The 13,919-nt window shown below is 44.7% G+C and carries 13 protein-coding genes; all 13 read left to right on the plus strand.

Features of this window, described 5'->3' with window-relative positions:
* The first annotated feature begins 42 nt into the window (after nucleotides 1-42).
* The 13 genes from B5E60_RS12230 to B5E60_RS12290 all read left to right on the plus strand — a co-directional run bounded on the left by B5E60_RS12230 (nucleotide 43) and on the right by B5E60_RS12290 (nucleotide 13,665).
* Complete coding sequence (locus B5E60_RS12230; RefSeq protein ID WP_342394929.1) at nucleotides 43-1,281, plus strand: O-antigen ligase family protein; 1,239 nt, start codon at nucleotides 43-45, stop codon at nucleotides 1,279-1,281.
* 86 nt (nucleotides 1,282-1,367) lie between these two features.
* Nucleotides 1,368-2,612, plus strand: a complete 1,245-nt coding sequence (locus B5E60_RS12235) for an MBOAT family O-acyltransferase (RefSeq protein ID WP_239403339.1) — start codon at nucleotides 1,368-1,370, stop codon at nucleotides 2,610-2,612.
* Between the two features lie 3 nt (nucleotides 2,613-2,615).
* A complete protein-coding gene (locus B5E60_RS12240) occupies nucleotides 2,616-3,536 on the plus strand; it encodes a hypothetical protein (protein ID WP_087312031.1) in 921 nt (306 codons plus the stop codon).
* On the plus strand, nucleotides 3,502-4,437 hold the full coding sequence (locus B5E60_RS12245) for a glycosyltransferase family 2 protein (protein ID WP_087312033.1): 936 nt from the start codon (nucleotides 3,502-3,504) through the stop codon (nucleotides 4,435-4,437). Before B5E60_RS12240 ends, B5E60_RS12245 begins: the two co-directional genes overlap by 35 nt.
* Nucleotides 4,434-5,771, plus strand: coding sequence for a Coenzyme F420 hydrogenase/dehydrogenase, beta subunit C-terminal domain (locus tag B5E60_RS12250; protein ID WP_087312035.1), 1,338 nt, complete (start codon nucleotides 4,434-4,436; stop codon nucleotides 5,769-5,771). The genes B5E60_RS12245 and B5E60_RS12250 overlap by 4 nt, the downstream gene beginning before the upstream one ends.
* A gap of 17 nt (nucleotides 5,772-5,788) precedes the next feature.
* On the plus strand, nucleotides 5,789-6,976 hold the full coding sequence (locus B5E60_RS12255; protein WP_239403340.1) for a polysaccharide pyruvyl transferase family protein: 1,188 nt from the start codon (nucleotides 5,789-5,791) through the stop codon (nucleotides 6,974-6,976).
* On the plus strand, nucleotides 6,951-8,138 hold the full coding sequence (locus B5E60_RS12260; protein ID WP_087312039.1) for a glycosyltransferase: 1,188 nt from the start codon (nucleotides 6,951-6,953) through the stop codon (nucleotides 8,136-8,138). Before B5E60_RS12255 ends, B5E60_RS12260 begins: the two co-directional genes overlap by 26 nt.
* Before the next feature lie 10 nt (nucleotides 8,139-8,148).
* Nucleotides 8,149-9,306, plus strand: a complete 1,158-nt coding sequence (locus B5E60_RS12265) for a glycosyltransferase family 4 protein (RefSeq protein ID WP_087312041.1) — start codon at nucleotides 8,149-8,151, stop codon at nucleotides 9,304-9,306.
* A gap of 48 nt (nucleotides 9,307-9,354) precedes the next feature.
* Nucleotides 9,355-10,389 (plus strand): acyltransferase, encoded by a 1,035-nt coding sequence (locus B5E60_RS12270; RefSeq protein ID WP_087312043.1) that lies wholly within the window; start codon nucleotides 9,355-9,357, stop codon nucleotides 10,387-10,389.
* Nucleotides 10,390-10,425: 36 nt separating this feature from the next.
* Nucleotides 10,426-11,187: a WecB/TagA/CpsF family glycosyltransferase gene (locus B5E60_RS12275; protein ID WP_087312045.1), complete on the plus strand. Its 762-nt coding sequence runs from the start codon at nucleotides 10,426-10,428 to the stop codon at nucleotides 11,185-11,187.
* A gap of 3 nt (nucleotides 11,188-11,190) precedes the next feature.
* The gene (gene gmd, locus B5E60_RS12280; RefSeq protein WP_087312047.1) at nucleotides 11,191-12,279 is read left to right on the plus strand and encodes a GDP-mannose 4,6-dehydratase; all 1,089 of its coding nucleotides are present in this window, start codon (nucleotides 11,191-11,193) and stop codon (nucleotides 12,277-12,279) included.
* A gap of 12 nt (nucleotides 12,280-12,291) precedes the next feature.
* Nucleotides 12,292-13,236 (plus strand): GDP-L-fucose synthase family protein, encoded by a 945-nt coding sequence (locus B5E60_RS12285; protein WP_087312049.1) that lies wholly within the window; start codon nucleotides 12,292-12,294, stop codon nucleotides 13,234-13,236.
* A gap of 12 nt (nucleotides 13,237-13,248) precedes the next feature.
* Nucleotides 13,249-13,665: a hypothetical protein gene (locus B5E60_RS12290; RefSeq protein ID WP_087312051.1), complete on the plus strand. Its 417-nt coding sequence runs from the start codon at nucleotides 13,249-13,251 to the stop codon at nucleotides 13,663-13,665.
* The last annotated feature ends 254 nt before the right edge of the window (nucleotides 13,666-13,919 follow it).

Below are 13,919 nucleotides of genomic sequence, written 5' to 3' on the forward strand. Positions count from 1 at the left end.
ATTACAATTGTTGGCTACAAATGGCTGACATCGTCGGGATCCATGAAATATCCGCTGGACAAGCATCGGAGGATGTGGTTGGATGGTCCTGAACGATTTTGGATATTGACATTCTCGACAGGCCTTTTGGCATTTTCTGCTCCTGGAGGACTTGACTTGATGGCAGTCCGATTGTTTGTATTGGAGCTTTTTTGTTTATTGGGATTATTATTTGTCTGTAAACGTAAGACTCAATGGACTTCTGCGTCTATTGTTTATGTAATATATCTTTTATGGCTTGTCATTGGATTGACCTATAGTCCAGCACCAGACTATGGATTCCGGGTAATCTTGAAATATATCTATCCTTTGCTAATTATGCTGTTTGCATCAGCTGCTGTGCGGGATACGGAGGTTTTTCTCAAAGCAGGTCTTGGAGCTCGGATGGTGGCGTTAATATCAATTGCGTTCTCGTTTATTCCATTCATAGGGAAACTTGTTCCCGGAGTATTTTGGTATGCTCCAGCCAAAGCGATTAATCATATATCAATATGTATGTTTTCGTTGGCGATGATCGCTTATACTAAAGGAACTCGTTACAAAAAGAGTAATATTTATTATACTATTCTTTTCATTTTACCATGTTTCCTTTGGGTATTTAGGACTAGTATAATGGGAACGACATTGGCTTTTATGGTATTTTTTATTTTTAAATATAGATTAAAGTCTTTACCGATAATTTATGGTTTTATCTTATTATTTGTAGTTGCTGTATTTGCAATTCCGTCTGTAAGGGAGAAAATGTTTGTTGATTCAAGTAGTGCCAGTGTTTCACAACTAGAAAGCGGAGAACTTTCGACAGATAATATTGACTCAAATGGACGTTTTGCGATGTGGGAATGGTCGTTAGATCGATTCTATCATGGTCGAGAGTTAATAGGGACGGGAACAGGAAATCTGCAAGAAACATTTTATGCCCTTCGACATCCGTTCGGAACAATTCGAATCGTCCATTGTGACTATGTTCAGATGCTGTGTGATAATGGTTTGATTGGTCTAATTCTATTTGGGTGTAGTTTTCTATTTTTGATTTTCCATTGTTTTGTCGTTTATCAGAGTCATAAATATCACGAAGGAATTAGAATGTGCGCAATCGTTGCCGGATCTTCAATGGCTGGCGTCTTATTGACGATGATGACTGATAATGTAATCAACTATTCTATGGCTACGATATCTTATCCATGTGGCTTTTATGGAATGATGTTGGGTATGATGGCAAAGTACAAAATGAAAAATAGGTAGTTGTCATGTTTTTTAACTCACCAGGATATATCTTCTTCTTATGCCTCGTCTTTGTCCTCGTATTGCTGACGAATCGGACCAGGACGTTGCAGATCAGAAATTTTCTGCTGCTCGTTGCGTCGTATGTATTTTATGCACAACTGCATATATGGTTTGTCCTTTTGCTTGTCTATACGACATTGGTAAATTATGGGTGTGGTCGATGGATTTCATATGCCCGGCAAAAGCATAAAAATGCAAAGATTCCGGTAACTGCTGGTATTGTATTGTCCTTGGCAATTCTGGTTGTTTTCAAATATGCCTATATTGTAGACACATCCATTATACTCCCAGTTGGCTTGTCCTTCTTTACGTTCCAGGCGTTGTCATATTCCATTGATATTTATAGAGGGAAAATTGTAGAGGAAAAGAATCTGTTGAATGTCGCCTTGTTCATCGCTTTTTTTCCGACCCTATTGTCCGGCCCTATTGAACGGGCTCGGAATTTAATCCCCCAATTAAAACAACCGACCGTTATAACATCAGAAATTGTCTTCTCGGGTATTGGTTTGTTTATCTGGGGGTTATTCAAGAAAGTTGTTATTGCCGACAGACTGGCCGAATTTGTAAACGCTGTATATGCAGCTCCTGCAGGGCAGACCGGAAGTACATTGGCTTTAGCGGCCTTGTTCTACAGTTTTCAGATATATTGTGATTTCAGCGGGTATGCCGATATGGCAATCGGTAGTGGCAAGATTATGGGATTTGATATTATGAAGAATTTCAATTTCCCCTATTTTGCCAACACAATGAAAGAATTCTGGCGCAGGTGGCATATCTCGTTGACCTCCTGGTTTACCGAATATGTCTATTTCTCAATGGGTGGCAATCGGGTGAAACAAGCTCGATGGATTCTGAATATATCAACGGTCTTCCTGTTGAGCGGCATATGGCATGGGGCAACCTGGGGATTTGTGTTGTGGGGCTTGATACACGCTGTGCTTTATTTGATCGAGCACTTCTGCAAGATAAAGCATCCTAATTTGCTCAATCAGGTGTTAGTCTTTATTATGGTGACATTCGCCTGGATCTTTTTCCGAATTGAAGATAGTGCAACGGCGTGGAATGTCATATGTACGATTTGTACGGATATTATCTCGCCGATTAACTGGGGAAGTTCAACGTTTAGTACATTGTTGACTATTGTATTGTTGGTACTTTTTATTGTTCGAGAGTATTTGATGTACAAGCAGAAGCTTCCTCAAAAGCACATTCTGGAGTATATGCTGCTGGTATTTGGAATCTGTTTATTTGGGGTGTCCAGCGATCAATTCGTCTATTTTCAATTCTGACACATGAGAACGATTGTCAAGATAGTGTTGCTGATCCTCTTGTTTATTGGTATTGACAGAGGAATCGGGTTTATTATCAACCAAGGATTATATCGTTATTTTGGATTGAATCAACATTCGGAAGTGCTGTTTCTGGGACATTCTCATCTGATGCTGGCTGTTGATAAATCCAAGTTTGAGCGCGAAACCGGAGTAAAGGTTTCGAAGTATTGCCGAGAAGGAGTCAATGTGGCTGATCGCTATGTCATGTTGAAGCATTTTCTGTCGCTGCCCTATAGTGATTCCTTGAAATATGTGATTTATGGAGTCGACCAGTTCATGTTTACAGGAAAGGGTTTGAGTCAGAACTCCTATAAGTTATTTTATCCTTTTATGGATAATAAAACTATTGACTCCTATATCAGGGAATCGACGTCTGCTTATGATTATTGGCTGCATAAACTGATTTGTTCGACTCGGTATTCGGATGCTCTCTTGAATAGTTCCATTCGGGGGTGGAGACAAGATTGGAGCAATTATAAAATAGGTCAACTCGATGTAGAAAATTTGCGTCAACAAATAAAGGATGGGAAACAGCGACATATCGCTTTCGAAACAGACTTGATGGCGGATTTTGAGAATACGTTGACGTTGTTGAGGCAAAAAGGAATCATTACGATATTAGTAAATACCCCGATTGCGCAAATTTTGAACGAATATGAGCCCGAGAAGTATCAAAAGTTCAGCTCTTATCTTCAAAGCAAGGTTGATTCAACCTACGTTTATTATTGGGATCTGAATCCGGAATTCTCGGAGAAATATGATTTGCTTTTTGATCCTATCCATTTGAATGTCGAAGGGCAGCAAGTCATCAATTCCGTGTTGGTAAAGAAATTTCAATCGTTAAACCATGCCCAAGATATCCGTTGTAATTCCTCTTTATAACAAAGAGAAGAGCATTGCGTCTACACTACAGACCGTATTAAATCAAACTTTCACTGATTATGAGATTGTAATTGTAAATGATGGTTCTACGGATAATAGCGTAGCCGAAGTCGAAAAAATCCATGATGCTCGTATCCGGTTGATTAATCAACAGAATGCAGGTGTGTCTGCTGCTCGGAATCGAGGAGTTGAAGAAGCAAAGGGTGAGTTGATTGCATTCCTGGATGCTGATGATGAATGGAAATCCGAGTATCTAGCAACACAATATCATCTTTCCCAGAAATATCCTGAATGCAGCGTTTTTGCCTGCAATTATGAATTTCATGATGCTGAAGGAAACGTAACGCCGACGAATATTCACAAGTTGCCATTTGTAGGAGAGGATGGAATCTTAATCAATTATTTTGAAGTTGCCAGTTGCTCACATCCGCCTTTATGTACCATTGCTGTTATGATTAGAAAAAATGTTCTTCAGGCTATTGGTGGATTCCCGGTCGGAGTTACATTGGGTGAAGATCTAATAACATGGGCGAGATTGGCCGTATATTATAAAATTGCATTTTCAAAACAGGTCGTTGCTGTTTATAATTTTAGGAGTCAAAAGCAACTGGTTATTCCAAGACGAGCACCTGATAAAAATGATACTGTCGGAAAACTCTATGAGCAATTAACGCTTGCTTGTGACGACCCGGCATTAAAAAAGATTATCGCCTTGTGGCATAAAATGCGAATGGTCACATTTGTACGGTTGGGTATGAAGAATGAAGCTCGTTATGAATATACCCAAATCTGCAAATTTGTTAAACCTGATAAAAAAGTTGTCCTTTGGAATATTCTGAATTTTCTCCCCTTGCCTGTTCTACGCTTCATATTATATCAAGTTGCTAAATTAAGAAAATGAACATCACAAATATTGTTTCTTCTGAGAACTGTTGCATTGGTTGTGGTGTCTGTGTTTTTGCATGCCCTGTCAACCATTTGCGTATAGTGAAGAATGAATATAACCAATTGTCTGTGTTTGAGAATGACAATAAATGCCTGGAAAAATGCTCAATTTGCAGTTCTGTTTGTCCTTTCTCCAATCAGGCAAAGGATGAGAATACTTTGTCGGATCGTCTTTTTCAAAGTGTTCATCCTAATTATTGTAAGGACGTTGGGTATTACCTTGGTTGCTATGTCGGGTACCATCCTTTAGAGCAAAAAAGAATTAATTGTGCCTCTGGAGGGTTGTTGTCATATTTGTTGGAACATCTTCTTGCTGAGGGCTTAATTGATACGGCAGTATTAGCAGGGAGAGTAAATACACCTCCATTTTTTAGCTATCAGTTGTGTCATAGTGCGGATGATGTATATCGATATTCTCGGTCAGTTTATTCAATCATAAACATCAATCAGGCTATAAATGCTATTTTGAAAGACGATTCAATTCAAAAAGTAGCTGTAGTCGCTTTGCCATGTACTTCAAAGGCTTTAAGAAATGCAGTTCAATATAGTCCCATGTTAAAGGGAAAACTTAAATATATTATTGGTATTGTTTGTGGACAACAAAAGTCGAATAATTTTATTGACTATTTAGCCTCTAAAAATAATGTGCATAAACTATCTGGCGTAATTTTCCGAACCAAGAAAGAAAATCGGCCGAATGGGAATTTTGGTGTGCAGTTATTTGGAACAAATGGTTTGGAAAAAGAGATAACATTTTCCTCCTATGCGAAGGAATGTTCCTATAAATTATTCACGGTTCCAGCCTGCAACCTGTGTGATGATATATTCGCAGAAACGGCAGATATCGCCTTTATGGATGCTTGGTTACCAGAGTACAAGAATTCGGATAAAGGAGAAAATTTAGTAGTTACGCGGAATAAGGAACTTGATGAGATAATTGCGAAGATTGAAACTGTACATCCAATAAATATCGACCGGATTGTTGAAAGTCAAGCTTCTGTAGTTAAGAACAAGCGAGAAGGTATTTGTGAGTCTATTATTTGTTCTAAACGAAAATTTAAGAATACTCCACTCAAAAGAGTTGGAATATTATCGAAACCGAATTTCCTTGAAAAGTATTTATATCGTATTAAATACGATATATCGATAAATTCTGACAGACTGTGGTTCGAATCAGGTCGAAACTATAGGCAGTTTAATGCGACTTTTAAAAAGAGATATGGGAATAAATTACTTATTGGGTTGACATTAAACAAATTAAATCTAATAATCAAGAGACTATTCAAATGATGAATCAAATCGTCTTTATGGGGAATGGTTCCCCCGAGAATGGTGGATGCGAGGCCATAACTAAAGGGACAATAGAAATATTGAATAGAACTATACCAAATTTTTCCTATATAGATTCATACTTCAACTATGAGAAACCCTCTAATACAATATGTCGCAATAATTCCTTTGATCCCGTGGACTACCCGAAACGATGGAGTTTAAGGTGGTTTCTTTTGCAGTGCTGTTTACATATATCGAATAGGCTGACCGGATGGCTGTTATTCTCTCGACACAAGAAAGCAATTAAAGACGCTGCTGCAGTTTTGTCTTTGGGTGGAGATAATTATTCATTGGATTATGGTGTGCCAACTCGATTTATTGCAATGGGAGAATATGTCAAGAGACAGCATACTAAATTCGTTATATGGGGAGCCTCAATCGGTCCGTTTGAGCATGGGTCAAATTTTGAAAAGACGATTGCGAAACATTTCAATCAGGATGTCGATTTGATCTTGGTTCGCGAGGAGGTTAGTCGGCAATATCTGGATTCGATTGGGGTTAGGAATAATGTTTTTGTCGTTGCAGATCCTGCTTTTATGATGAAACCGGAAGACTGTGCAGCCAAGGTCTCGTTACCGCAAGAATATATCTGCATCAATTTTAGTGATTTGATGGCGAAATATGTGACTAATGGAGACGTTTCAAAGTGGATTGAAATATGTGCTCATGCCATAGATGAGATATATGATCTTCTTGGAAAGAAGATGGTTTTTATTCCCCATGTTAAGTCTGATTATGAATTTGGTCAAAGAATATTGGCTCAAAGTAAAGCTAAAAATGCCGTGATATTAGTGGATAAGAACCTAAATGCGGCAGAAATGAAGTGGATCATATCCAAGAGTTTATGTAATATCGCATGTAGAACACATTCTACCATTGCGTCGTTCTCTACTGGAGTTCCGACTGTCAGCCTTGGTTATAGTATAAAATCCAAAGGACTTAATCAGCAAATGTATGGGCATGAAAAGTTCTTGATATACAAGGAAGAGATATCTCCAGCGGCGATTAGAAATTGTGTGAAGTTTATTTTTGAGAATCTGGATGAGGTCCGATGTCAATTGGAGGAGAAAACCAAGTTAATTTTGTCGGAGTCTTGTAAGGCCGGGGAGATTCTAATGTCATTAATTGATCATTCGCATGAAGGTAGTCGCATTGCATACTGATTTCCGAATTTATTGGCCGGCTCGATTGCGGAAACTTAATGAAGCGTTGAATCGGCGAGGAGATAGTCTGGAGGTTATAGAAATTGCTGGTCTGGGGAGTCCTTACGCTTTTGCTGCGAAAAAAGAGGAAAGTGATCTCCAGTGGCATATCCTCTTTCCGGATAAGAAGCCTGAAGAACTGGATGGAGCGACTATAAAGTCAAGTCTATTTAAGGCCTTGGCGAGAATTAATCCGGATGTAATTATTGCTGGAGCGATTGCTTTCCCATCAGGAGCATTGGCTGTGCGTTGGGGACAAAAAACAGGAGCTAAGGTTATTATTTTTGATGATGCAAAAAAAGAAGCAGTTCAACGTTCGTCATGGGTAGACTGGATTAAGCGTCGTATATATGACGGGGTCGATGCTATGTTTTATCCAGCGCCGGATTGGAATTCGACTGGGCGATCTTGGGGTTTCAACCCAGAGGAGATCTTTTATGGGGTGGATGTAGTCGACAATGATTTTTGGGCACAGCCTGCTGAATTAAATCAATCTTGGGGAAATTATTTTGTGTCTGTAGGAAGGCAGATCCCCATAAAGAATTATTATTCGATAGCCCAGGCGTATGTCTCCTATCATGCAAGAAAAGGAACAGACACATTCAACTGGGTATTGATTGGAGATGGCCCAGACCATCAAAAGATTGTAGGATTTATTCGAGAGAATCATTGTAGTGACAAAGTCTTTTTCCTTCCATTTCAGTCACAAAAAGAGTTGCCTGCAGTTTATCAACATGCCCAAGCCCTAATTTGCAACAGCAAAAGTGAAACTTGGGGGTTGGTCATTAATGAAGCAATGGCTGGAGGATGTCCTGTTTTTGCCAGTATACAATGTGGGGCAACTAATACCCTTGTACATGATGGCCTGAATGGTTATACATTCTCTTGTGATGATATCGAGAGGTTAGCAGAATGCATGGTCTCCTATCATAATCTTTCAGAAGAAAAAAAAGTAGCAATGAGAGAGTCTTCTAAACGGATTATTGCAGATTGGGGGCTTGATCGCTTCGCTCAAGGAGCATGCGCAGCAATTGATTATGTTGCATCGCATAAAAAGAGAAAAACATCTTTGATTGCTAAACTGATTATTTGTTTTTGGAAAGGTCGATATCGTCCTATATAATATATAAGATATGAAGATTTTACTAGTGCACAATGACTACGGAAAGTACTCGGGAGAAGAGTCCGTTGTCGATCAGATGGCGGTCATGTGGGCCGAGCACGGCCATCAGGTCGTGCAGTTGAGAATGTCGACAGCCGATAGTTGGGATTCGCTGGGGGGAAAGATGCATGGATTCCTGGCCGGGCTGTACAGCCCGAAAGGGGTTCGGGAGATGCACCGGATTCTGAAGGAGGAGCGCCCGGATGTCGTGAATGTACATAATCTGTATCCATTTATCTCTCCGGCCGCTTTGTTTGAGTGCAAAAAAGCGGGAGTTCCGGTTGTGATGACCGTCCATAATTTTCGGCTGATCTGCCCTACGGGCTTGTTCATGCGGGATGGAAAACCTTGCGAATTGTGTCTGGAGCGGGGCAACGAGTGGGACTGCGTACGTTATAATTGCGAGCACTCTCTGTTGAAATCGGTCGGATATGCGGCGCGCAATGCAGTGGCCCGATATTCGGGAGCATATCGTAAATGTGTTGATAGGTTTGCCTGTATTACCGATTTTCAGCGGCAGAAGTTGATACAAGCCGGATTTGATGCCACTAAAATTGTGGTTATCCCCAATGCTGTCGTTGCGACTTCAGATTATGATCCGGCAGTTGGAACTTATGTCGCCTATTCTGGACGTTTGAGCCGAGAGAAGGGGGTCGATCTGATTGTTGAGGTCGCTCGCCGGCATCCGGAGATTACGTTCAGATTTGCCGGAGCCTTGCGTGACCCCGACATTGTTGAGAATTTGCCGACCAATGTAACTCTTGTGGGATATCTTCATGGAGAAGAGTTAAACGCTTTTTATAAGGGCGCGGCTTTTTTCGTAATGGCCAGTCGTTGGTACGAAGGGTTCCCTGTATCGATTCTTGAAGCAGCACAATTCGGGAAACCGACGATTGGACCCAATCATGGCGGCTTTACAGAGATTATTGGCGAAGGAGATGCGGCAATCGGTCGTCTATTCGCTCCGGGAGATGTTGACGCTCTGGAGCAACAAATTGTTTCCCTATGGAATAATCCATGTGAGATTACTCGTCTGGGTGAGAAGGCGCATGACAAGCTCTTGAGGGAATATTCCACAGAGGTGATTTATCAAGAGTGGAATGATTTAATTAAAAGTATATTGTTGTAAATTAATGATGGCAGAAACTAAACAGTTTAAGAAAAATCCCCCCCCCGAATTGCCGGACTGGATGTAATTCGTGTAGTTGCTATTTTCTCGGTAATCGCTGGGCATTTTTTTGTATTGAATACACCTTTCCGTGATACAGCGTTCGATGTTCATGGAATGTTTCTACAGGGAATGTCTTATTTATTATTTATCTCTACTGGAGTTCCTTTATTCATTATGATGACTGGCTTCTTGAATGCTCACAAGGTAGAGTGTAATTGGAAGTATTATCGCGGGGGTATAAGGGTAATTATTGCTTATTTGTTTTTTTCTGTAGTTACTATCTTATTCCGAAAATTCTGGCTGGAGGAGGATTTATCTTGGATTAAGTGGGGATTGAAAATATTGGATTTTTCAGCCATCCCTTATGGTTGGTATATTGAAATGTGGATAGGGCTGTACTTGTTAACTCCTTTCCTGAATTTGATGTATAGGGCGATTCCGACAAAGCGGCAAAAACAGACTTTGTTAGTGACTTTGTTTGTATTGACGGCTTTTCCCGATTTGCTCAATCGTTACGGATTCCATCTCGTCCCCGGATTCTGGCAAGAAGTATACCCGTTGACCTTTTTCTTTATTGGATCATATATCCGTGAATATGAGCCAAGATTGACTGGCAAGAAGGTATGGGGGGCAATTGCAGTTATTATTCTTGTATGTGCCATCAACCCGATTTTCAATATGCTCTTTGTTAAGAACCATACAATGATTCAAATTGTTGGAGGTTCTAATGGCGTATTCGGAACTATTATAGCAGTTTTGATGTTTCTTCTCTTGTACAAAGTGGATATTAAGAGCCATGTGACGACCGCCGTTTTGAAGCGCGTCTCGTTGCTATCGCTTGATATGTATTTATGTTGTTATATTTTTGACAGGATATTCTATCCTTATTTCCTGGATCGTTACTTTGTCAATCAATCCCAATTCGGAAAGTACTTTTTCGTTATTGTCCCTTTGGCCTTCCTCTCATCGCTTGTTGTGGCACAATTCAAGGAGAGGCTTTTTGCATTGGGCGGCAGACTTCTTGGGTTAAAAAAGGCGTGATCCAAGAGATAATACAATAGACCTTTTATCTGCACTATGGAATACTACTTCAACATACGTTACGAGTTCAACAAGAAGGCCGTACACGAACGCATCGCACAACAGTTGCAGAAAAACGAGGCCGACTACATTTGTGTGGCCGACGGCGTGATCCTCAATACTACAAACCGGGATCCCGAATATCTTAAGGTTGTCAACGGCGGCATGTTCTCCATCTGCGACAGCAGCTACGTCCCGCTCTACATCCGATGGATCTACGGAAAGCGTTTCGAGCAGTACTGCGGCAGTCAGATCTTCATGGACATCATCCGCAGCCGCAAGTATCGGATGATCTTCATGGGAACCTCGCAGGCCATTCTCGACGGACTCAAGGAGAATCTGATTCATGAAAACCCTGATGTGGCGCAGATGCAGTTTATTGAGCTGCCGTTCCGTAAGGTTGAGGAGTTCGACTACCCGGAGATTGCCCGCATGGTGGAGGCCGATGGTGCCGACATCATCTGGGTGGCCCTCGGAGCCCCCAAGCAGGAGATCTTCATGAGCCGGCTGAAGCCCTACCTGCACCGCGGCGTTATGATCGCCGTCGGGGCCGCCTTCAAGTTCTTCAGCGGAACCGGAGTCTCGCGGGCTCCCCAGTGGATGATCCGTTGCCACCTGGAGTTCGTCCACCGGATCTTCAAAGAGCCCCGCAAACAGCTTTCGCGCTGCGCCGGGATCCTCGGTTCGCTGCCGCGGCTGCTTTTGCAGGAGAGCCGTCGCAAACATCAACAAAAGAAACAATCAACATACAATCAGTAAGATATGAAAACTGCTCTCATCACCGGAATCACGGGTCAGGACGGCTCGTTTCTGGCTGAACTTCTGTTGTCGAAAGGGTACGACGTCCACGGTACGATCCGCCGCTCGTCGACCGACTACCGCGAGCGTATCGCCCATCTCGAAGGCAAACCCCATTTTCACCTCCACTACGCCGACCTCGGCGACTCGATGAGCATCATCCAGGTGGTCAGCAAGGTGCGCCCCGACGAGATCTATAACCTTGCGGCCCAGAGCCACGTGCAGGTGTCGTTCGACGCGCCGGAGTTCACCGCCGATGTCGATGCCACGGGCGTACTGCGTATCCTCGAGGCCGTGCGCCTGTGCGGTCTGGCCCAGACCTGCCGTATCTATCAGGCTTCGACCTCGGAGCTCTACGGCAAGGTTGAGGAGGTGCCGCAGAACGAGAAGACCCCGTTCCATCCCTACAGCCCCTATGCCGTGGCGAAGCTCTACGGCTATTGGATCGTCAAGGAGTACCGCGAAGCCTACAACATGTTCTGCTGCTCGGGCATCCTGTTTAACCACGAGTCGGAGCGCCGCGGCGAGACCTTCGTGACGCGCAAGATCACCCTTGCGGCGGCCCGTATCGCCCAGGGCAAGCAGGACAAACTCTACCTCGGAAACCTCTCGTCGCTGCGCGACTGGGGCTATGCGAAGGATTACGTCGAGTGCATGTGGCTGATCCTGCAGAACGACAAGCCCGAGGATTTCGTCATTGCCACGGGCGTGCAGCACTCCGTGCGTGAATTCTGCTACCTGGCCTTCAAGCAGGTGGGCATCGAGCTCGAGTTTGTGGGCGAGGGTGCCGACGAAAAGGGCATTGATAAGGCCACGGGCCGTGTGCTGGTTGAGGTCTCGAAGGATTTCTACCGGCCGACGGATGTGGTAAATCTCTGGGGCGATCCGACGAAGGCGAAGACCCAGTTGGGTTGGGATCCGATGAAGACGAGCTTCGAGCAGTTGGTAAAGATTATGGTCGATGCCGATATGGCGAAGGTGGCCGTCGAGCGGGCCGATGAGGAGATCCGCACGAACCTGGCTGAGTACCTCGAAAAGGGCATCGTAAAATAGGAGGAAAGTCTTATGATGGAGAAGAATGCAAAAATCTATGTAGCCGGACACCGCGGCATGGTGGGTTCGGCCATCGTTCGCGAACTGCAGCGTCAGGGCTACACGAACATCATCACCCGTACGCACAAGGAGCTGGATCTGACGCGTCAGGAGCCCGTTGAGCGTTTCTTTGCCGAGGAGCGTCCCGAGTACGTCTTCCTCGCGGCGGCGAAGGTCGGCGGCATCGAGGCCAACCAGAGCGCACTGGCCGACTTCATGTACGACAACATGATCCTCGAGATGAATGTCATCCACGCTGCCTGGCAGAACGGCTGCAAGAAGCTGGAGTTCCTCGGCTCGTCGTGCATCTACCCGCGCATGGCGCCCCAGCCGATGAAGGAGTCGTGCCTGCTGACCTCGGCGCTCGAAAAGACGAATGAGGCCTATGCGTTGGCCAAGATTTCGGGTCTGAAGTACTGCGAGTTCCTGAACCGCCAGTACGGCACGGACTACATCAGCGTGATGCCGACGAACCTCTACGGCCCGAACGACAACTACCACCCGACGCACAGCCACGTGCTACCGGCGCTGATCCGCCGCTTCCACGAGGCTAAGGTGCAGGGGCTTCCCTACGTGACGTGCTGGGGCGACGGCAGCCCGCTGCGCGAGTTCCTCTATGTGGACGACCTGGCCAATCTGTGCGTCTTCCTGATGAACAACTATTCGGGCAACGAAACGGTGAATGCCGGTACGGGCAAGGAGCTGACGATCAAGGCGCTGACCGAGCTGGTTGCCAAGGTCGTCGGCTATACGGGCGAGATCCGCTGGGATCCCTCGATGCCGAACGGCACGCCACGCAAGCTGCTTGACGTCTCGAAGGCCAAGGCGTTGGGCTGGACTTACAAGACCGAACTCGAGGACGGTATCCGCCTTGCCTACAAGGATTTCCTGGAGAACCCGATGCGGGCTGAACGATAAACCGGCAGAGCCATGGCAGCCAGCAATCGCTACTGTGTCATCACGCCCGCCGAACGGCGGGCCGTGGAGGAGATCTTCGCCCGCTGCCCGTCGATTTCGATCGACTATGGGGTGTTGGAACGGGCGGACAATGTTTTTGTGCGGAGTTCGGATTTCGGCTGGAACGACGTCGGAACGTGGGGCTCGCTCTACGAACTTTCGGAGAAGGATGCCGACGGCAATGTCGTGCCGACTTTCTCGAAGCTCTACGACACGACCGACAGCCTAGTCAAGACCTCGTCGGAGAAGGTCGTCGTCGTGGATTCGCTGCACGACTATATCGTGGTCGATACGCCGGATGCGCTGCTGATCTGCCCGCGGTCGCGCGAGCAGCATATCAAGCAGGTGCTGGAGGACCTCACGCCGTTGGACGACGGACGCTTCGTGTAACCGCTCCTCGCCGCAAGTGCAGGGCCGGTCTCCCGCAAGGAGACCGGCCCTTTTTGTGTCGTCAGCCGTCGTGGCCCGCAATTCGGGTGCGGAGAGAACCGGATCCGTGAGTAAAACGGATTTGATCGTTTCAGTGTAAGCAACTGGTGAAGTGCGTATAGTGAATTTATTTCAAGAGCGGTAACTTCGCGCCAAAAAGGAAAGATGCTTACACGAGAAGGAATCGCAGAGATAGTTCAATACTGCAAGGAGCA

Source organism: Alistipes sp. An116, from assembly GCF_002161005.1.
GTDB lineage: Bacteria > Bacteroidota > Bacteroidia > Bacteroidales > Rikenellaceae > Alistipes > Alistipes megaguti.

Coding starts and splice junctions, on each gene's coding strand:
- B5E60_RS12285 (WP_087312049.1), top strand. CDS start 12,292: ATGATGGAGAAGAATGCAAAAATCTATGTAGCCGGACACCGCGGCATG.
- B5E60_RS12230 (WP_342394929.1), top strand. CDS start 43: ATGAAATATCCGCTGGACAAGCATCGGAGGATGTGGTTGGATGGTCCT.
- B5E60_RS12240 (WP_087312031.1), top strand. CDS start 2,616: ATGAGAACGATTGTCAAGATAGTGTTGCTGATCCTCTTGTTTATTGGT.
- gmd (WP_087312047.1), top strand. CDS start 11,191: ATGAAAACTGCTCTCATCACCGGAATCACGGGTCAGGACGGCTCGTTT.
- B5E60_RS12255 (WP_239403340.1), top strand. CDS start 5,789: ATGGGGAATGGTTCCCCCGAGAATGGTGGATGCGAGGCCATAACTAAA.
- B5E60_RS12250 (WP_087312035.1), top strand. CDS start 4,434: ATGAACATCACAAATATTGTTTCTTCTGAGAACTGTTGCATTGGTTGT.
- B5E60_RS12260 (WP_087312039.1), top strand. CDS start 6,951: ATGAAGGTAGTCGCATTGCATACTGATTTCCGAATTTATTGGCCGGCT.
- B5E60_RS12290 (WP_087312051.1), top strand. CDS start 13,249: ATGGCAGCCAGCAATCGCTACTGTGTCATCACGCCCGCCGAACGGCGG.
- B5E60_RS12275 (WP_087312045.1), top strand. CDS start 10,426: ATGGAATACTACTTCAACATACGTTACGAGTTCAACAAGAAGGCCGTA.
- B5E60_RS12265 (WP_087312041.1), top strand. CDS start 8,149: ATGAAGATTTTACTAGTGCACAATGACTACGGAAAGTACTCGGGAGAA.
- B5E60_RS12245 (WP_087312033.1), top strand. CDS start 3,502: ATGCCCAAGATATCCGTTGTAATTCCTCTTTATAACAAAGAGAAGAGC.